This window comes from Qipengyuania nanhaisediminis (genome assembly GCF_045862805.1).
GTDB lineage: Bacteria > Pseudomonadota > Alphaproteobacteria > Sphingomonadales > Sphingomonadaceae > Erythrobacter > Erythrobacter nanhaisediminis_A.
This window is the reverse complement of the sequence record NZ_AP025760.1, coordinates 1,958,943-1,977,474: the sequence shown is the minus strand read 5'-3', so window position 1 is coordinate 1,977,474 and position 18,532 is coordinate 1,958,943. Positions and strand designations below refer to the sequence as shown.

At 66.5% G+C, this 18,532-nt stretch carries 18 protein-coding genes; 11 read left to right on the top strand and 7 right to left on the bottom strand.

Annotation, left to right across the window (positions count from 1 at the left end; genetic code table 11):
• Positions 1 to 54 precede the first annotated feature (54 nt).
• Both ACKTSM_RS09525 and ACKTSM_RS09520 read right to left on the bottom strand, forming a co-directional pair.
• Complete coding sequence (locus tag ACKTSM_RS09525) at positions 55 to 600, bottom strand: hypothetical protein (protein ID WP_407874421.1); 546 nt, start codon at positions 598 to 600, stop codon at positions 55 to 57.
• Positions 593 to 1,447, bottom strand: a complete 855-nt coding sequence (locus tag ACKTSM_RS09520) for a neutral zinc metallopeptidase (protein WP_407874420.1) — start codon at positions 1,445 to 1,447, stop codon at positions 593 to 595. The genes ACKTSM_RS09525 and ACKTSM_RS09520 overlap by 8 nt, the downstream gene beginning before the upstream one ends.
• A gap of 121 nt (positions 1,448 to 1,568) precedes the next feature.
• Between ACKTSM_RS09520 and ACKTSM_RS09515 the strand changes: the two genes are divergently transcribed.
• The 5 genes from ACKTSM_RS09515 to ACKTSM_RS09495 all read left to right on the top strand — a co-directional run bounded on the left by ACKTSM_RS09515 (position 1,569) and on the right by ACKTSM_RS09495 (position 7,141).
• A complete protein-coding gene (locus ACKTSM_RS09515; protein ID WP_407874419.1) occupies positions 1,569 to 2,336 on the top strand; it encodes a 3-hydroxybutyrate dehydrogenase in 768 nt (255 codons plus the stop codon).
• Complete coding sequence (locus ACKTSM_RS09510) at positions 2,333 to 3,835, top strand: M20/M25/M40 family metallo-hydrolase (RefSeq protein WP_407874418.1); 1,503 nt, start codon at positions 2,333 to 2,335, stop codon at positions 3,833 to 3,835. Before ACKTSM_RS09515 ends, ACKTSM_RS09510 begins: the two co-directional genes overlap by 4 nt.
• 93 nt (positions 3,836 to 3,928) lie before the next feature.
• Positions 3,929 to 5,383: an IMP dehydrogenase gene (guaB, locus tag ACKTSM_RS09505; protein ID WP_407874417.1), complete on the top strand. Its 1,455-nt coding sequence runs from the start codon at positions 3,929 to 3,931 to the stop codon at positions 5,381 to 5,383.
• Positions 5,384 to 5,392: 9 nt separating this feature from the next.
• Complete coding sequence (locus ACKTSM_RS09500; protein WP_407874416.1) at positions 5,393 to 6,586, top strand: RsmB/NOP family class I SAM-dependent RNA methyltransferase; 1,194 nt, start codon at positions 5,393 to 5,395, stop codon at positions 6,584 to 6,586.
• A 60-nt stretch (positions 6,587 to 6,646) separates the two neighbouring features.
• Complete coding sequence (locus tag ACKTSM_RS09495) at positions 6,647 to 7,141, top strand: tetratricopeptide repeat protein (RefSeq protein ID WP_407874415.1); 495 nt, start codon at positions 6,647 to 6,649, stop codon at positions 7,139 to 7,141.
• Here ACKTSM_RS09495 and ACKTSM_RS09490 read toward each other — a convergent pair.
• Positions 7,130 to 7,627 (bottom strand): RNA pyrophosphohydrolase, encoded by a 498-nt coding sequence (locus ACKTSM_RS09490; protein ID WP_407874414.1) that lies wholly within the window; start codon positions 7,625 to 7,627, stop codon positions 7,130 to 7,132. The genes ACKTSM_RS09495 and ACKTSM_RS09490 overlap by 12 nt on opposite strands.
• Complete coding sequence (locus tag ACKTSM_RS09485; protein ID WP_407874413.1) at positions 7,624 to 8,688, bottom strand: alpha/beta hydrolase; 1,065 nt, start codon at positions 8,686 to 8,688, stop codon at positions 7,624 to 7,626. The genes ACKTSM_RS09490 and ACKTSM_RS09485 overlap by 4 nt, the downstream gene beginning before the upstream one ends.
• Here ACKTSM_RS09485 and ACKTSM_RS09480 point away from each other — a divergent pair.
• The 4 genes from ACKTSM_RS09480 to ACKTSM_RS09465 are packed head-to-tail and all read left to right on the top strand — an operon-like array spanning position 8,671 to position 13,555.
• Positions 8,671 to 9,630, top strand: coding sequence for a metal-dependent hydrolase (locus ACKTSM_RS09480; RefSeq protein WP_407874412.1), 960 nt, complete (start codon positions 8,671 to 8,673; stop codon positions 9,628 to 9,630). The two genes, ACKTSM_RS09485 and ACKTSM_RS09480, sit on opposite strands and share 18 nt — an antisense overlap.
• A 15-nt stretch (positions 9,631 to 9,645) precedes the next feature.
• Positions 9,646 to 11,031 (top strand): cryptochrome/photolyase family protein, encoded by a 1,386-nt coding sequence (locus ACKTSM_RS09475; protein WP_407874411.1) that lies wholly within the window; start codon positions 9,646 to 9,648, stop codon positions 11,029 to 11,031.
• Between the two features lie 55 nt (positions 11,032 to 11,086).
• Complete coding sequence (locus ACKTSM_RS09470) at positions 11,087 to 12,322, top strand: class I SAM-dependent methyltransferase (protein ID WP_407874410.1); 1,236 nt, start codon at positions 11,087 to 11,089, stop codon at positions 12,320 to 12,322.
• 18 nt (positions 12,323 to 12,340) lie between these two features.
• Entirely contained in the window at positions 12,341 to 13,555 is a 1,215-nt protein-coding gene (locus tag ACKTSM_RS09465; RefSeq protein ID WP_407874409.1) for a serine hydrolase domain-containing protein, read from the top strand.
• A gap of 45 nt (positions 13,556 to 13,600) precedes the next feature.
• Here the strand turns inward: ACKTSM_RS09465 and ACKTSM_RS09460 are convergent, their stop codons facing one another.
• The 3 genes from ACKTSM_RS09460 to purF all read right to left on the bottom strand — a co-directional run bounded on the left by ACKTSM_RS09460 (position 13,601) and on the right by purF (position 16,324).
• The gene (locus ACKTSM_RS09460) at positions 13,601 to 13,942 is read right to left on the bottom strand and encodes a PilZ domain-containing protein (protein WP_407874408.1); all 342 of its coding nucleotides are present in this window, start codon (positions 13,940 to 13,942) and stop codon (positions 13,601 to 13,603) included.
• Positions 13,943 to 14,088: 146 nt separating this feature from the next.
• Positions 14,089 to 14,802: an SDR family NAD(P)-dependent oxidoreductase gene (locus ACKTSM_RS09455; RefSeq protein ID WP_407874407.1), complete on the bottom strand. Its 714-nt coding sequence runs from the start codon at positions 14,800 to 14,802 to the stop codon at positions 14,089 to 14,091.
• A 4-nt stretch (positions 14,803 to 14,806) separates the two neighbouring features.
• Positions 14,807 to 16,324: an amidophosphoribosyltransferase gene (gene purF / locus ACKTSM_RS09450; RefSeq protein ID WP_407874406.1), complete on the bottom strand. Its 1,518-nt coding sequence runs from the start codon at positions 16,322 to 16,324 to the stop codon at positions 14,807 to 14,809.
• Between the two features lie 251 nt (positions 16,325 to 16,575).
• Between purF and ACKTSM_RS09445 the strand changes: the two genes are divergently transcribed.
• Together ACKTSM_RS09445 and ACKTSM_RS09440 are read left to right on the top strand one after the other, a co-directional pair.
• Positions 16,576 to 17,814, top strand: coding sequence for a lipoprotein-releasing ABC transporter permease subunit (locus ACKTSM_RS09445; RefSeq protein WP_407874405.1), 1,239 nt, complete (start codon positions 16,576 to 16,578; stop codon positions 17,812 to 17,814).
• Complete coding sequence (locus ACKTSM_RS09440; protein WP_407874404.1) at positions 17,807 to 18,487, top strand: ABC transporter ATP-binding protein; 681 nt, start codon at positions 17,807 to 17,809, stop codon at positions 18,485 to 18,487. The genes ACKTSM_RS09445 and ACKTSM_RS09440 overlap by 8 nt, the downstream gene beginning before the upstream one ends.
• Positions 18,488 to 18,532: the final 45 nt, after the last annotated feature.

Below are 18,532 nucleotides of genomic sequence, written 5' to 3'. Positions count from 1 at the left end.
GCGACGGTCACGGCCTCGCGCGCCGTTTTCGTGTCCGCCGCGCGGGCGGCGCGTTCAGTCCTCGATGGCGGGCGCTTCGGGCGCGCTGGCGGCTGCGCGGTCGGCGCGCGGGCGGGCCGGGTAATCGCAGCCGCGCTGCTGGCCCAGGCCCTTCAGGAACCCGCGCCTGACCATCCCTGCGGTGATCGCGGCATTGACTTCGGCCTTGCGCGCATTGGCGCCCGACAATTCGCTGATGATGCCGCGAAAGGGAATGAACGACCCGACGATGCTCTGGGCAATCCGCCCCTCGCTGATCCGGCGCCCTTCATCATCCTCGGCAATGTCGAAATCGGCGCCCAGCACCCGGTCGATCGCGGCGATCCCGCCGACGATATCGTTGCAGGTGCGCAAGGTTTCCGAGGCGTAGGGATCCTCGGCCGCGGCGACAAGCGCGGGGGGAATCTCGTCGGGATCGATATTGAGCGTGTCGAGCGGCGTGCGCGCGATGTCCTCGATATCGGGCTCCTGGTTCATCTGCCCCTGCGCCGACAGCGGCGCGCTCGCCAGCGCCGCCAGCGCGATGGCGCCAAGCGCCCCGAAGGCAAACCTATCAGCCAATTTGCGTGATCCGGTCGCAGGCGCGGTCATCGCCCCGGAAGCCGAGTTGCAGCGCCTGCTGCCTTTGTTCGCTGGTGCCATGGGTGAACCCTTCGGGATTGACTCGGCGCCCCGCGCGCCGCTGAAGCGTGTCGTCGCCGATCGAGCTCGCCGCGCGCATGCCCTCGGCCATGTCGCCCGCTTCGAGCAGTCCGCGATTGCGGCCCGCCCAGACCCCGGCATAGCAATCGGCCTGAAGCTCCATCAGCACGTTGAGCTGGTTCGCCTGGCGCGGATTGGCGCTTTGCGCGCTGCGGATCTGGCCGGAAATGCCGGTGATCGTCTGGATGTGATGGCCGTATTCATGCGCGACCACGTAGAGCCGCGCGAAATCGCCGCGCTCGCCTGCCATCTGTGCAAGCTGGTCGTAGAAAGCGACATCGATATAGATCGTCTCGTCCGCCGGGCAGTAGAACGGGCCCATGCCCACCGATGCGCCGCCGCAGCCGGTGTTGAATTGCTGGCGGGTGGCAAAACGAAGCGAGGGCTGACGGAATGCGACGCCCTGTTCGGCAAAGGTCTGCTCCCAGGTGTCGTTGAGCGAAGTCAGTGCGGCGCAGGTCTCGTTGGCATAGGCGTTCGAGGAACAGATCGCCTGCTCGTCCTCGCCATCGACGCTTTGCTGCACGGTCGGGCCCTGGCCGCCTTCGAGCACGCCGATCGTCTGCATCGGGTCGACCCCGAAGAACAAGGCGCCCGCGATCGCGATCACCAGGGTGAAGCACCCCACGCCGCCGGCGCGCCGCGCGCCTCCGCCCCCGGTGGTCCCGACGTGGATCTTCGATGTGTCGAACGGATTGAGGCGCATGAGTTTCCCTTCACTTACCCTGTCGGCGCGGCAATGGCATTCACAGCAATAATGCTGGACAGCACCGCGCGCTATGGCGATGGCATGCCCACCCAACGAACACCTTAAGGAGTTGTGCCCAATGAGAAAGGGCGAATTGCTTGCAGGACGCCGCGCGCTGGTGACCGGATCGACATCGGGGATCGGCCTCGCGATCGCACGCGCTCTGCGTGCCGAAGGGGCCGAGATCGTGCTCAACGGGCTGGGCGATGCGGACGAGATTGCCGGGCTTTGCGAGGAGATGGACGCGCGTCACGCCGATGCCAACCTGCTCGATCCCGCCGCGATCGAGGCGATGATGGGCGAGATCGGCCCGGTCGATATCCTCGTCAACAATGCCGGGATGCAGCACGTCTCCCCGGTCGAGGATTTCCCGACGGCGAAATGGGACGCGATCATCGCGCTCAACCTGTCGGCGGTGTTCCACACCACCCGGCTCGCTGTCCCGGCGATGAAGGGAAAGGGCTGGGGGCGGATCATCAACACCGCCAGCGCGCATTCGAAGACCGCCTCGCCCTTCAAGAGCGCCTACAACGCCTCCAAGCACGCGGTCGACGGCTTTACCAAGACCATCGCGCTCGAACTGGCCACCAGCGGCGTGACCGCCAATTGCATCAGTCCCGGCTATGTCTGGACCCCGCTGATCGAGGGGCAGATCCCCGACACCATGGCCGCGCGCGGCCTCACCCGCGAGGAAGTCATAAACGATGTCCTGCTCGCCAAACAGCCGACCAAGCGCTTTGTCCAGGTCGAGGAAATCGGTGCGCTGGCAGTGTTCCTGTGCCGCGAGGAAGCGGGCAATGTCACCGGTGCGAACTGGAGCATTGACGGGGGATGGACCGCAGAATGAGCCTGCGCGCCCACCTTGTCATCGCTCTCGCGGGGTGCCTCGCGCTTGCCGCATGCGCGCCGGTGCCGGACCTCGCCGCGCCCTTGCCGGCCGCCGCCGACGAACGCGCCGCCATCGCCGAGCGGTTGCGGGCCGATATCGCGGTGCTCTCCAGCGACGCTTTCGGCGGGCGAAAGCCGGGGACGCAAGGCGGCGCGCGCACCACGCACTTCATCACCGAGCGGATGCAGGCATCGGGACTGGTCTCGGGCACCAATGACCCGGGAAGCGCCTGGCTCGCGCCGGTCGAACTGGTCAGCACGAAGGCGCTGGCGAGCCGGGTGATCGTGCGCACCCGAAACGGCGAATCCGACCTGCCCGAGATCGGGGCTGCCGCCTTCACACCCACGCGCCGCGCGTTGATCGACGGGACCGATGTGGTGTTCGTCGGCAGGCTTGCAGAGACGGTTCCTGCCGAAACGGTCGCAGGCAGGGTTGTCGTCATGCTCGGCGAACCCGGGGTCAGCCCGGCGCGGCGCGCAAACCTGTTCGGCAAGAACCCGGCCGCGGTGGTGACCGTGGTCGAGAACGAGAGCGCGATCACATCGGTCCGCCGTGTCTATGGCCGCGAGCGGATCGCGCTTGCCGGCACGGACGATGACAACCTCGCCGCTTTCGTCACCCGCGAAGCGATAGCTGGCGCGTTCGCTCCGGGCGAATGGCAGGGCCTTCTCGATGCAGCCGAGAGCGATGATTTCGCCCCGCGCCCGCTCCCTGCGACCATCGCCATCGATGCGCGATCGGAGCGCCGCGAATTCACCAGCCACAATGTCATCGGGATGATCCCCGGCACTCTCCCGCGATCGGGCGCGGTGCTGCTGCTCGCGCATTGGGACCATCTGGGCGAATGCGGCGAGGAGGGCGCGCAGGACCGGATCTGCAACGGTGCCGTCGACAATGCGAGCGGGGTAGCGGTCATGCTCGAACTGGCGCGCAGGCTCGCGCAATCTGGGCCGCATGACCGGGACATATATGTCCTCGCGACCAGCGCCGAGGAACAGGGCCTGCTCGGCGCGCGCGCTTTCGTGGCCGATCCGCCATTGCCGCTCGGGGACATCGTCGCCGCGTTCAATTTCGACACCGTCGCACTCGCCCCTGCAGGAAGCGCGGTCGGCTTCGTGGGCGAGGGGCGCACCGCGCTCGACCCGCTGGTGCGCGAAGCGGTCGCGGCGCAGGGCCGCGAACTGGGCCAGCGCGACTTCGCCGAACAATTCGTGCGTCGGCAGGATGGCTGGGCGCTGCTCGAGGAAGGCGTGCCCGCGCTGTTCCTGTCGAGCGCCTTTTCCTCCGAAATCGTGCTCGGCCCCTATCTCGAAGCCGATTACCACCGCGCCAGCGACGATGGCGAACGGATCGAACTGGGCGGGGCGATCGATGACCTGCTGCTGCACGAGGCGCTGGTCCGCCGCTTTGCCAGCACCGCGCTCTATCCTTCCGCCGCCGGGACGGGTTCTCCCTGACCAACCGGGCGGCGTGCGCCCTAGCAATGCGGCGCGCACCGCCCTACAGGGACGTGCACGATTCGCTCCCTTGAAACGAAAGCTTGCGTGCACATGGATATCCCCCTTGGCCTGACCTTCGATGACGTCCTGCTCCGCCCGGCGGAAAGCGACGTCCTGCCGAGCATGGCCGACACCCGGACCCGGCTCACCCGCGAGATCGGGCTGAACATCCCGATCCTGTCATCGGCGATGGACACCGTGACCGAGGCCGACATGGGCATCGTCATGGCGCAGCTGGGCGGGATCGGCGTGCTTCACCGCAATCTCACCATCGAGGAGCAATGCGCCGCGGTGCGCGCGGTCAAGCGTTTCGAGAGCGGGATGGTCGTCAACCCGATCACCATCCAGCCCGACGCGACGCTCGGCCAGGCGCAGGCGCTGATGGAGCAGAACCGCATCAGCGGCATCCCGGTGACCGATGGCGACGGCAGACTGGTCGGCATCCTTACCAATCGCGACGTGCGCTTTGCCGAGAACCCGGACCAGCCCGTGCGCGAACTGATGACCACCGACAACCTCGCCACCGTGCCGCTCGGCACCAGCCAGGAAGAGGCGCGCCGCCTGCTTCATCAGCGGCGGATCGAGAAATTGCTGGTGGTCGATGACGATTATCGCTGCATCGGCCTGATCACGGTCAAGGATATCGAGAAGGCGGTGAACTATCCGCACGCGACCAAGGATGCCGCTGGCCGCCTGCGCGTCGCGGCGGCGACCACCGTGGGCGATGCCGGGTTCGAACGCACCGAAGCGCTGGTCGATGCCGAGGTCGACGTGGTGGTGATCGACACCGCTCACGGCCACAACCGCGACGTCGCGCGCGCTGTCACGCGTGCCAAGAAACTGTCCAATTCGGTCCAGGTGGTGGCTGGCAATGTCGCCACCGCCGAGGCGACCAGGGCGCTGATCGATGCCGGGGCCGATGCGGTCAAGGTCGGGATCGGCCCGGGTTCGATCTGCACCACCCGCGTTGTGGCAGGCGTGGGCGTGCCGCAACTGACCGCGATCCTCGACAGCGCCGCCGAAGCGGCGAAATCGGATGTGCCGGTGATCGCCGATGGCGGGCTGCGCACCAGCGGCGATGCGGCCAAGGCGCTTGCCGCTGGCGCGTCGAGCGTGATGGTGGGGTCGATGCTGGCAGGCACCGCCGAAAGCCCGGGCGAGACCTTCCTCTACCAGGGCCGCTCCTACAAGGCCTATCGCGGCATGGGCTCGGTCGGCGCGATGGCGCGCGGATCGGCGGACCGCTATTTCCAGCAGGACGTGTCCGCGATGAAGCTGGTGCCCGAAGGGATCGAGGGCCAGGTGCCGTTCAAGGGGCCGGCGGCCAATGTCATCCACCAGCTCGTCGGCGGCGTGAAAGCGGCGATGGGCTATACCGGCTCGGCCACCATTCCCGAACTCAGGGAGCGCGCGCGCTTCGTCCGCATCACCGGGGCGGGGCTTTCCGAAAGCCATGTCCACGATGTCGCGATCACCCGCGAGGCTCCCAATTACCCTACACGATAGGAACCGCCGATGACGCCCGCAGCACGCGTTCAGGCGGCGATCGAACTGCTCGACCAGATCATCGCCGCAGCGAGCGAAAAGGGCGCGCCTGCCGACCGCCTGATCGCCGAATATTTCAAGGCGCGCCGCTATGCCGGGTCGAAGGACCGGCGCGCGGTGCGCGAGCTGGTCTATCGCGCGGTGCGGCTGTGCGGGCAGGTGCCCGAAACCGGGCGCGCGGCGATGCTGGCGCTGGCCCGAAGCGACGAGACGCTCACCCCGCTTTTCGACGGGTCGACCCACGGCCCGAAACCGGTGATGCAGCACGAGACCCCCGCGGCGACCGGGGTCGCGCAGCAATGGCTGGCCGAAAGGCTTGCGGTCTCGGGCATAGCGGGCGAGGAGGCCGAGGCGCTTTTGGCGCGCGCGCCGCTCGACATCAGGGTCAACACCCTCAAGGCCGAGCGCAGCACTATCGACCTGCCGGAACCAGGCGAACCGCTCGCCGCGCCCAACGGCCTGCGCTTTCCTTCGGGAACACAGGTCGAGCAATGGCCCGCCTGGCGCGACGGCGCGGTCGAGGTGCAGGACCATGGCAGCCAGTGGATGTGCGAGGCGCTGGACCCGCAATCGGGCGAGACCATCGTCGATTTGTGCGCGGGCGCCGGTGGCAAGACGCTGGCTATCGCGGCGAAGACCGGCAACGGCGCGCGGATCATCGCGTCCGACACCGACAAGCGCCGGCTCGGCAACCTCGCGCCGCGCGCGCGCAAGGCCGGGGCGCAGATCGCCGAGACGGTCCTGCTCGATCCGGGCCGCGAGGAAGAGGCGCTCGCCCCCTATTTCGGCACTGCCGAACGGGTGCTGGTCGATGCGCCGTGTTCGGGCAGCGGCACCTGGCGGCGCAACCCGGAAAGCCGCTGGCGGCTGACCCCGAACGAGCTAGACCGGCTCACCGGCCTGCAGGACCACGTGCTCGACCTCGGAGCGAAGCTGGTCCGCCCGGGCGGCACGCTGGTCTTCGTCACCTGCTCGCTGCTCGACGAGGAAGGGATCGACCGCATCGCAGCGTTCTGCGAGCGCCACGCAGGCTGGGAAGCGTCAGCGCCCGATCTGCCGCTCGGCCGCCTGCGCGAGCGAGGCGAAGCGAAGGGAACGCGGCTCACACCGTGTCACGACGGCACGGACGGCTTTTTTGTCGCCATGCTGCGCGCCGCGTGTTAGCCCTCAGGGGCTATGGCTGCGCCCGAACCTTTCAGGCTTGCTGATTTCAAGGAGCTTTTCATGCGTTTTGCGCCTGTCGCCGCTGCTCTCTCGCTGTTCCTCGTCACCACTTCGAGCGTGACGAGCGCGTTGGAGAGCGAGCCTGACACGCGCGCCGCCATGCTGGTCGCCGAAGGGCGCGCCGCGCTCGAGGCGGGCGATACCCAGGCCGCGATCGACGCTTTCGAGGCGGCCCTGGCGGTCGATCCGGCCTATACGCCGATCTTCATCGATCTTGCCGAAGCTGCACGCCGCGACGGGTTGCAGGGCAAGGCGATCACCTATTACCGCGAGGCTCTGGCGCGCGACCCGGGCAATTTCGCCGCAATCGCGGGCGAGGGCGAGGCGCTGGTCGAGAAGGGCGCGCTCGAAAAGGCCGAACGCAACCTTGCCCGGCTCGAAAGCCTGTGCGGGATCAACTGTCCCGAGACCCGCGCGCTTCAGGCGCGGATCGCTGCCGGTCCGCCCGCGCGGCTCGCGGTCGAGACCGGAGAGGACGGCGCGTCAGCCAATTGACGCGATCAGCGGCGCGAATTCCTCGACCAATTGCTCGTAAACTGCGCGTTTGAACGGCACGATCAGCGCGGGCAATTGCTCGGGCTCGACCCAGCGAAAAGCGCGGAATTCGGGCGGTTCGTGCGCGTCGAGGTCGATGTCTGCGTCGCTTCCTGAAAACCGGCCGAGATACCAGTGCTGGATCTGGCCGCGATACTTGCCCTTCCACACCTTGCCGAGCAGGTCCGGCGGCAGGTCGTATCTGAGCGGCTGCGATGCGGGTGCGATGATCTCGACGAGATCGGCCGTGATACCGGTTTCCTCTTCGAGCTCGCGCAAGGCTGCGGTCTCGGGATCCTCTCCCGGATCGATCCCGCCCTGCGGCATCTGCCAGAAGCCGAGCGCCTTCTTGTCGATCCGTTCTCCGACAAGGACGCGGCCTTGCGCATTGGCGAGCATGAAGCCCGCGCAGGGGCGATAGGGCAGGCTTTCGCGCAGGTCGCTCACGCGCTCGTCTCCAGCATAATGGTCATCGCCGCGATGACCCGTTCCAGGTCTTTCTGGGCACTCGGCACGGCGGCACGAAGATTGGTGAAGGAATGGGTCACGCCCGAGATTTCCAGATAGACGAAATCGGCGCCGTTTTCGGCGAGCACGCGCGCATAGTCGCGGCCCGAATCGCGGATGGGATCGAGGCTCGCGGTGACGAGGACGGTGGGCGGGGCGTTCGCATGATCGCCAAGCACCGGGAAGCCGCGCGGGTCGGACCGGTCCGCGCCATAGGCGGCGTCGAAGAACTCGATCGCGGCGCGGGTCAGGACGAAGCCATCGGCAAAGGCGTCGAGACTGGGAGAGCCGATCGCATCGCTGGCGAGCGGGAACAGCGGCACCTGCAATGCCACCGGCACATCGGCAGGCGCCTGCGCCAGTTGCTGGCCGACCACGATCGAAGCATTGCCGCCCGCGCTGTCTCCCATCAGTACCAGGCCGGTCGCCTTGCGTCCCGTCGCGCCGGGATTGCCGGCAATCCAGCGTGCGGCGGCCTCGCAATCTTCGACTGGGACGGGGAAGGGGTGTTCGGGCGCACGGCGGTAATCGACGGCGATGACCGGCAGGTCGGCAAGCGCCGCGATCTCGGTGCACAGATTGTGATGGGTCTCGAGGTCGCCGATGACATAGCCGCCACCGTGGAAGAACACGATCACCGGCCCCGCCTCGCGGCTCTCGCGCGCATCGTAGAGCCGCAGCCCGATCTCGACCCCGTCTCGCTCCATCGCAAGGTCGCGGATGACCGCGAGGTCGCGCGCTGGCCGGTCGGCCATGGCATGGAGCGCCCGGTACGACGCGCGCGCATCCTCGAGGCTCATTTCGGCGATGGGCGGGCCGTTCATCGCGGCGAGCGCATCGAGAAAGGCGCGCATGTCGGGGCGCACGAAAGGTTGGACGTGGTCGGTGATCGAGGCTCTCCCGTTATCTGGCGCCAGCGCTAGCGCGCCGGTGCGGACAAATCCACTCGCATTGCCGGCCCCGGCCCGATAGCGTGCGCGGCGATGGACAATCTCACTCACAGCCTTGTCGGGGCGGTGCTCGGACAGGCGGGGCTCAAGCGCAGGACCGGCCTTGCCATGCCCGCGCTGATCATCGGCGCGAACCTGCCCGATATCGATGCTGCGTGTTTCTTCTGGCTCGAAGGCGCGGAGCATCTCGGTTTTCGCCGCGGGATAACCCACGGACCGCCCGCGTTGGTGCTGCTGCCGCTGGTGCTGGCCGGATTGCTGTGGGGCTGGGACCGCTGGCAGGCAAAGCGCGGCACCCGGCCAAAGGATCGGCTGCCGGTGCATTTCGGATGGCTCTACGCGCTCGGCTTCCTCGGCGCGCTCAGCCACCCCTTGCTCGACTGGCTCAATGTCTACGGCATCCGGTTCTTCGAACCATTCTCGAGCGCATGGTCCTATGGCGACACACTGTTCATCATCGATGTATGGCTGTGGGCGCTGCTGGGGCTGACGCTTTGGGCATCGCTGCGTAGCGAGAAGAAGGGCGGCAAGTGGCGACGGCCGGCGTGGATCGGAATCGCGGTCGGGCTTGCTTACATCGGGGCGAACTGGGCGATCAGTGCAGGGATAAAGGCATCATCGCATAGTCCCTATGGGCTTCAGGCCGATCTTATCCCGAGCCCGCCACCGCTCGAATTCTGGAAGCGGGATGTGATCTATCGCGATCCAGAAACCGGGCGCTGGATGATGATCGACTACAGCCCGGGCAGCGCAATTCCCGATGCCGTGCCGGTCGCGCAAGGGCAGCCTTGTGCGATCCCCGATCTTTCCGCGCTGCGAAAGGAAGACGGAGAGCTCGATGCCTTCCTGTTCTGGAGCCGCGCGCCGTTCGCGACCCGCGCGCAGGGCGGCGGGATCGTCCTTCACGATGCGCGCTTCTATGATCCGCGCGCCCGCGATCGCTTCTCGATCGCGCTGCCCGACACGCCTTGCGAGGAACCAGCGGGCGAATGAGGCGCTCTTGTAAGCATGAGTGAACCCCAGATCGTATGGCTTCGCCGCGACCTTCGCATTGCGGACAATCCGGCGCTTTACGCTGCCGCTTCGCAAGGCCCGGTGATCGCGGTCTATGTCCTCGATGACGAGGCGCCGGGCGAACACGCGCTGGGAGGAGCGTCGCGCTGGTGGCTGCACCAATCGCTCGAAAGCCTGTCGAAGAGCTTCGGCGCACGCAATTCTCGCATCGTGTTGCGGCGCGGCGATGCTGTCGAGGAATTGACGGCGGTGGCCCGGTCGGCGGGTGCAGAAACCGTCCATGCCAACCGCCATTACGAACCGTGGTGGCAGCGCGCCGAGGACAAGCTCGCGGACGCGCTCGACCTCGTGCTGCACGATGCCAATTACCTTTTCCCACCCGGCTACGTGACCACCGGGTCGGGCTATCCCTACAAGATCTACACCCCTTTTTCGCGCGCGCTGCTCGCCGAGATGCCACCGCGCGACGAATTGCCCGAGCCCGAAACGCTTTTCTCGCCCGTTGACTGGCCTGCCAGCGACCGGCTCGAGGACTGGAACCTGCTCCCGACCAAGCCCGACTGGGCAGGCGGGATGCGCGATTTCTGGGAAGCGGGCGAGAAGGCTGCGCACGAACGGCTCGACTGGTGGCGGGACGAAGTCGGCGATTATGACGAAGCGCGCAACCTGCCGAGCACCGACCGGACATCGCGCATGTCGCCGCACCTGCACTGGGGCGAGATTTCGCCGGTGCAGATCTGGCACCGTTTCAAGAGCCTTCGCAGCGACGGGTGGAAGGTGTTCGAGAAGGAGATCATCTGGCGCGATTTCGCCCAGAACGTTATCTACCAGTTCCCCGATTACCCGCGCAAAAGCTATCGCGACGGCTTCAAAACCCTCGAATGGCGCGATCCCGACAAGGATGACGGCGCGAAAAGCGACCTTGCCGCCTGGCAGAAAGGCAAGACCGGCTACCCGATCGTCGATGCCGGGATGCGGCAATTGTGGCAGACCGGGTGGATGCACAACCGGGTGCGGATGATCACCGCGAGCTTCCTGATCAAGCACCTGCTGATCGATTGGCGCCATGGCGAGCGCTGGTTCTGGGATTGCCTGGTCGATGCCGATTACGGCTCGAACGGGACCAATTGGCAATGGGTCGCGGGCACCGGGGTCGATTCGAACATGTTCAGCCGGATCATGGCGCCGCTCACTCAGTCGGAGAAGTTCGACGCAGGCGACTACATCCGCGAATATGTCCCCGAACTCGCCGATTGCCCCGACGAGGCAATCCACGACCCGCCGGACGATGTCCGAGGCAGTTACCCGGCCAAGATCGTCGCTCACAAGGAGGGGCGCGAACGGGCGCTTGCCGCCTACCGCGCGATGAAAGCCGACTGACAGGCATCACTCGCCGCTTGCCCGAACGCGTGCGGCGTGCTGAAGGTCTTCGCAAATGAATGTCAGCAGGATCAGGGGCGAACAATTGCTGCGGTCGGGGAGGCGCTTTTCCGCCGAACCGGGGCTGATCGCGCGCGCGCTCGCACCAGGCTTTGGCAAGATGCTCGACCGGCTCGATGCCGGCATCGAGAAAGGCTCGCTGCTTGGCCACCTGCCCGACGGCACCACGCGCCTGCTCGGCGGCCGCAATCCCGGTTTCGATGTCGAGGTCCGGCTCAAGGACTGGCGCGCGCTGATCCGGCTGGCGAGCCTCGGGGCGATCGGCTGGTTCCAGGCCTATGAGGCGGGCGAATGGGAAGCGGACGATCATCCCGCCTTGTTCGCGCTGTTCTCGGCCAATGTCCGCACGCTCGGCAACACCGCGCGTGCATCGGGTCCGTTTCGCCTTGCCGCGCGGATCGCACATGCGCTCAACCGCAACAACCGCGCCGGCGCACAGCGCAACATCGCCGCGCATTACGACCTGGGCAACGATTTCTACCGCGCCTGGCTCGACGAGACGATGACCTATTCGAGCGCGCTCGATTGCAGCGATGACGGGCTTGAGGCGGCCCAGCGCCGCAAGATGGACGCCATCGCCGACCGCCTTGGCGATGCGCGCAGCGTGCTCGAGATCGGGTGCGGCTGGGGCTCGCTCGCCGACCATCTGGCCCGGCGCGGCGCACAGGTGACCGCGATCAGCCTTTCGGAAGAACAACTGGCCTGGGCGCGCGAGCATTGCGACCCTTCGATCGACTTCCGCAAGCAGGATTACAGGGATACCGGCGGCCAGTATGACGCCATCATGAGCGTCGAGATGGTCGAGGCGCTGGGGCGCGAATACTGGCCGGCATACATGGATTGCATCGCGCGCAATCTCGCCCCGGGCGGGCGCGCGGCGATCCAGTTCATCGGATTCGATGACGACGTGTTCGAGGACTATGCGAACACGGTCGATTTCATCCAGGCCTACGTCTTCCCCGGCGGATTGCTGATCAAGGCGAGCGAATTTCGCGCACTTGCCGAGGAGCGCGGGCTATCGTGGGAAGACCAGGTCGATTTCGGCCAGGATTATGCCGCGACGCTCGCCGAATGGCACACCTGCTTCGATCGCGCGGTCGCCGAAGGGCGGTTGCCCGAGGGGTTCGATGCGCGCTTCGTGCGCTTGTGGAAATTCTATCTCGATTATTGCGAAGGCGGTTTTCGCGCGGGCACGATCAATGTCCACCAGGTCACGCTGGTGAAGAACTGAAGGCAGGAGAGGATTGGCATGAAACCGAACGGAACGGCTTGGAAGCGCGCAACCGGGCTCGCGGCGCTCACGCTCTCGCTCGCGCTGGGCGGGTGCAGCTATGGTGCAGCGGAAGGGTATGCGAGCGCGCCCGAGCCGCTCGAAGCGGTCACGCTGGTCACACCCGAGGAGCGCGATCCGGCGCAGCTCCAGGTCCTGTTCTGGAACGATGCCCAGCGCGCTGCACGCTTCCGCGCGATGGAAGAATGGTTTCCCGGCCACGAAGTGCCCGCCGCGCGCCAGCCGCGCGTCCTGCCCGAAGGCGCGCCGCTTCCCGCGCCGCTTGCACAGGATATCCGCAAGGCGATGCTCGATACCGGCGCCGCAGGCGTGATGGTCTACAAGAACGGCACGGTCCGGTTCGAGGATTACGCGCTCGGCTTCACGCCCGAACAACGCTGGACCAGCTTCTCGGTCGCCAAGAGCTTCACCTCGACCCTGCTCGGCGCGGCGCTGCATGACGGGTTTATCGCCAGTCTCGATGACCCGGTCACCGATTACGTGCCCGGCCTTGCCGGCTCAGCCTATGACGGCGTCACCGTCCGCCAGATCGCCACCATGACCAGCGGGGTCGCCTGGAACGAGGATTACACCGATCCCGCCAGCGACGTGGCGCAGATGAACCGCTTCGTCGTCGAACACGGTCCCGACGCGATCGTCGCCCAATTGCGCGAGCTCGAACGCGAGGCGCCTGCGGGCGAGAAATGGGTCTACAAGACGGGCGAGACCAACCTGATCGGGCTCGTGGTCGAAAACGCGGTCGGGCTGAGCCTTGCCCAATATGCGCAGGAAAAGATCGTCGAGCCGGCAGGGTTCGAGGGCGGTCTGTTCTGGATGAGCGATCCGCGCGGCGGCAATATCGGGGGCTGCTGCCTGTCGCTGCGCCTGTCCGATTACACCCGGATGGGCATCTTCGCGCTCGAAGGCGGGGGCGATGTGCTCCCCGAGGGCTGGTTCGCCGAGGCCGGCGACAGCCAAGTCGATTTCGGCGATAGCGGCTTTGGCTATGGCTATCAGTGGTGGACCTATCCCGGCGAAGCCTACGGCGCGCAGGGGATCTTCGGCCAGTCGATCACCATCGTGCCGTCAGAAGGCCTGGTGCTGACGGTCGTCGGCAATTGGCCGACCGCCACCAGCAGCGATCACCGCGCGCTGTGGCGCGATCTCGCCGGGCGCATTGCCGCGGTCGATTGAGCGCAGTTTGAAGAGGGCAGGGCGCCGGCAAATCAGCGCCGTGCGTCACGCCATCGGGCGATAGACACCGGTATTGCTGTAACGCTGCAGGATGTTGTCGTGGACGATCGGGCTCAGCAATTCGCTGAACGCGCAGCCGACGATGCAATTGTCCCACCACACGACCTCGCCCTGGAGCGATTCGAGGCCCGGCAGGGTCAGCCAGCAGATCTGGCCTTCGTGCATGCGGTTGATCGAGGACGCCGAATAGCCCGAGATCGACAAATCATGGACCACGCTCTGAAACGCCCGTCCGCCCGAGGCGCGCAGGGTTGCAGGGATGGTCAGCCGCGTGCGGGGGGAGCAGCGGTCTTCCTGTGCGGCGATCTTGTACGTATCGGTCGGCATGGTTTCGCAACCTTCTCATTCAGGCATGGGACGTGCGCCGGTAAGCTGCCTGCCGACCATTGACCCACGCCGCCTAACGCAGCCTTGCCGAACATGGTTAACGAAGCGATAATTCCCTGCCGCGATGGGCCGGGCGATGCGGGGCGTCAGCGGACCCGTTCGCGGTGCCCGGTGGCAAAGCCCTCGCTCGCTAGCGCCACAATGCGGTTCGCCACCTCTTCGGGCGGCTTGACGCTTTCGGGGTTTTCGCCGGGAAAGGCGCGTGCGCGCATGTCGGTGCGGGTCGCGCCCGGATCCACGATCGCGGTGCGCACTTCGGAGATTTTCTCGACCTCGGCGCCATAGCTCTCGATCAGGTTGTCGAAGGCGGCCTTGGTCGATCCATAGGCCGACCAATAGGCGCGCGGGGCGGCGCCGACGCTGCTGGTCAGGCCGATCACCCGGCCTTGCGGGGCAGCACGCAGAAGCGGGTCGAAGCCTGCGAGAAGCGCCTGCGTGGCGACGACATTGGTGAGGATCGCCTGGTTGTACTGCTTGGGATCGATTTGAGTAAGCGGTGTGAGCTCTGGCAGGTAAGCAGCGGAAATAACAAGGATATCCAGCGCATCCCACCGTCCGGCCACGGCTGCTGCGAGGCGCGTGATCGCGTCGGGTTCGGCCAGATCGACAGGGGCGATGGTCGAACTGCCGCCGGCATCGTGGATCGCGTCCTCGACCTGTTCGAGCGCCTTGACCTTGCGCGCGGTCAGGATCACGTGCGCACCCGCTTTGGCGAGCGCGATCGCGGTGGCAGCGCCAATGCCACGGCTCGCGCCGGTGACCAGGGCGGTCTGCCCTGCAAGCGTCTTCGTATCAGTCATCTGGTCAGGCAGCCCTGGTGTCGGATTTGGAGGATTCGGCGAAGGGCAGTTCGCCCGCGCGGTCGTCTTTCACCGCGAGATCGGTGAGAGCGGTGGGATAGTCGCCGGTAAAGCAGGCGTCGCAGAATTGCGGGCACTTGGCATCGCGTCCCTCGGCCCCGACGGCGCGATAAAGCCCGTCGATCGAGATGAAGGCGAGGCTGTCGGCCTTGATGAATTCGCGCATGGGTTCAAGATCCATGCGCGCGGCGAGCAGCTTGGAACGCTCGGGCGTGTCGACGCCGTAAAAGCACGAATGCGCGGTCGGCGGACTGGCGACGCGGAAATGCACTTCGGATGCGCCCGCCTCGCGCATCATCTCGACGATCTTGAGGCTGGTCGTCCCGCGCACGATCGAATCGTCGATCAACACGATCCTCTTGCCGGCAACGAGGCCGCGATTGGCGTTGTGCTTGCGCTTGACCCCCGAATGGCGCGCGGCGTCCGATGGCTGGATGAAGGTGCGCCCGACATAGTGCGACCGGATGATGCCCAGCTCGAACGGCACGCCCGATGCCTGCGCATAGCCAATGGCCGCGGGCACCCCGCTATCGGGGACCGGGACCACGAGGTCGACATCGCAAGGGGCCTCGCGCGCGAGTTCGGCGCCGATTGCCTTGCGCGCCTCGTAGACGCTGTGCCCGGCAAAGAAGCTGTCGGGGCGGCTGAAATAGACGTGCTCGAAGATGCACGGGCGCGGCTTGTGGTTGCCGAACGGGTGGACCGAGCTGATCTCGCCGTCGAAGCCGACCTGGATCATCTCGCCCGGTTCGACCTCGCGGATCATTTCCGCGCCGACCACGTCGAAAGCGACGCTCTCGGATGCGAACAGCACCGAATCGCCCAGCCGGCCCATGACCAGCGGGCGGATGCCCAGCGGGTCGCGGCAGGCGATCATGCCTTCGGGCGTCATCACGATCAGCGCATAGGCGCCCTCGACCAGCCGCAGCGCGTCGACCAGCCGGTCGGCGACCGTGGGATAGCGCGATGTGGCGACGAGGTGGATGATGACCTCGGTGTCGGAGGTCGACTGGAAGATCGAGCCCTTGCCGACGAGATCGCGGCGCAAGGTGCGGGCATTGGAGATGTTGCCGTTATGCGCGATCGCGAAGCCGCCGCTGGCGAGTTCGGCGTAGAGCGGCTGGACATTGCGCAGCCCCGCGCCCCCGGTGGTCGAATAGCGCACATGGCCCGCGGCCATTGATCCGGGCAATTCGGCGATCGCTTCGGCGGAGGAGAAATTGTCGGCGACATGGCCGAGCCCGCGGCGCGAGATGAAATCGCGGCCGTTGAAACTGGTGATCCCGACCGCTTCCTGTCCGCGGTGCTGGAGCGCGTGGAGCCCGAGCGCGGTCGCAGCGGCCGCATCCTCGGCATTGATCGCGCCGAACACGCCGCATTCCTCGCGCAGCTTGTCGCCGTCGTCATCGCGAAAGGGATGGGTGTGGTTGCCCGCCAGCAAGGAAAAATCGGTGTCTGCCATCGCCGTGTCGTGTCCGCTGCGCCTGCCCCACCCGTGGCTGGCTCAATGGCGATGTTGCCGTCCAATTACAAGGCAGATTGCAAGCCTGCCCCCCGTCTTTTTGCTGATCGCGGCGGCTGTTGAAGCGCCCGCGGCGCAGGCCGCGTCACGCCCGGCTTACGCACAGGCGGACGAAAAACGCGGATTGTGCGCGCGGCCCTGGCCCCCTACATCGCCGGTTCCATCCGTCGCATCGAGACTTTCACGCACCCATGCTGACCCCTTTCGAGAGAATGATCGCGAGCCGCTATCTGTGGCCGGGCAAGGGCGAGGGCTTCATCGCGCTCGTCGCGGGCATATCGGTCGGAGTGGTGATGCTCTCGGTCGCGATGCTGGTGCTCGTGATGAGCGTGATGGGAGGCTTTCGCGCCGAGATGCTCGACAAGTTCTCGGGCCTCAACGGACACGCGATCATCCAGGCCTATGGCGGCCAGCTCGACGGCTGGGAAAACGTGCTCGACCAGGTCCGCGAGACCGAGGGCGTGACCAGTGCATCGCCGCTGATCGAACAGCCGCTGCTGGTGAGCTTCAATGGCCGGGTCAACGCGATCTTCGTGCGCGGCAACACCGCCGAGGACATCGCCGACCTGTCCGACAAGGTGCTGTTCGGCGATATCGGCGCGATCACTCCGGGCGCGGGCAAGGTGGCGATCGGGTCGCGGCTGGCAGCCAATATGGGCGCACGCGTGGGCGACACGATCACGGTCATCAACCCGCAGGGGCGCACCACGCCGTTCGGCACCACGATCCGGCAGGTCCCCTACGAGGTCGGCGCGATCTTCGAGATCGGGCTTTACGATTTCGACGAGACCTTCGTCATCATGCCGATGTCCGATGCGCAGACGCTCCTGCTCCTGGGCGACACGGTCGGGCTGATCGAGGTGACCGTGACCGATCCCGACAATGTCGGGGCGATCCTTGCCGATATCGAGGCCGCGCTGGTCGGACGCGCCCAGATCGCCGACTGGAAACAGATCAATTCCGCGCTGTTCGAAGCGCTCGAGGTCGAGCGCGTGGCGATGTTCTTCGTGCTCAGCTTCATGGTGCTGGTGGCATCGTTCAACATCCTCTCCAGCCTCGTCATGCTGGTGCGCGCCAAGACCCGCGATATCGCGATCATGCGCACGATGGGAGCGACCCGGCGTTCGCTGCTCAAGATCTTCGTGACCACGGGCACCACGATCGGATCGCTGGGGACGCTGGCGGGACTGGTCCTGGGCTTCGCCCTTCTTTATTTCCGCAATGGCATCGTCAACGGCATCGCCGCTGCCACCGGGGTCGAGATCTGGGACCCGCAGGTGCGGTTCCTCACCAGCCTGCCGGTCAGGGTCGATCCGTGGGAGATCATCGGGATCACGGCGCTGGCCATCGCGCTGAGCTTCCTTGCCACGCTCTACCCGGCGCTCAAGGCGTCGAACACCGATCCGGTCCAGGTGCTGCGCTATGAATGAAGGGTCAGCAATCGTCAGCTTGCGCGGCGTCAAGCGCAGCTTCGAACAGGGCGGCCAGCGGATCGACGTGCTTCGCGGGGTCGATCTCGACATCATGCCGGGCGAGATCGTCGCGCTGCTCGGCCCGTCGGGTTCGGGCAAGTCGACGCTGCTCCAGGCGGTCGGCCTGCTCGAAGGCGGGTTCGAGGGCCACATCGAGATCGCCGGCGAAGCGGCCGAGGCGCTTCCCACCGACCAGCGCACCCGCCTGCGCCGCGAGCACCTGGGCTTCGTTTACCAGTTCCACCACCTGCTGCCCGATTTCAACGCGACCGAGAACGTGGTGATGCCGCAAATGGTTGCCGGTGTCGCGCGCGACCAGGCCAATGCCCGCGCGGCGCACCTGCTCGAGAACCTTGGGCTCGGCCACAGGCTCACTCACCGGCCGAGCCAGCTATCGGGCGGCGAACAGCAGCGCGTCGCGGTCGCCCGCGCGCTCGCCAACCAGCCGACACTCGTGCTCGCCGACGAGCCGACCGGAAACCTGGACGAGGCCACCAGCGACACCGTGCTGGGACAGTTTCTCGAACTGGTGCGCGGCGAAGGCAGCGCGGCGCTGGTGGCAACGCACAATGAACGCCTCGCTGCGCGCATGGACCGGGTGGTTCGCCTTCACGACGGCGTGCTCGAATAAGCTGCGGACCCAAGCCGCGATTTGTCCGTTACCTTTTCAAAAGGA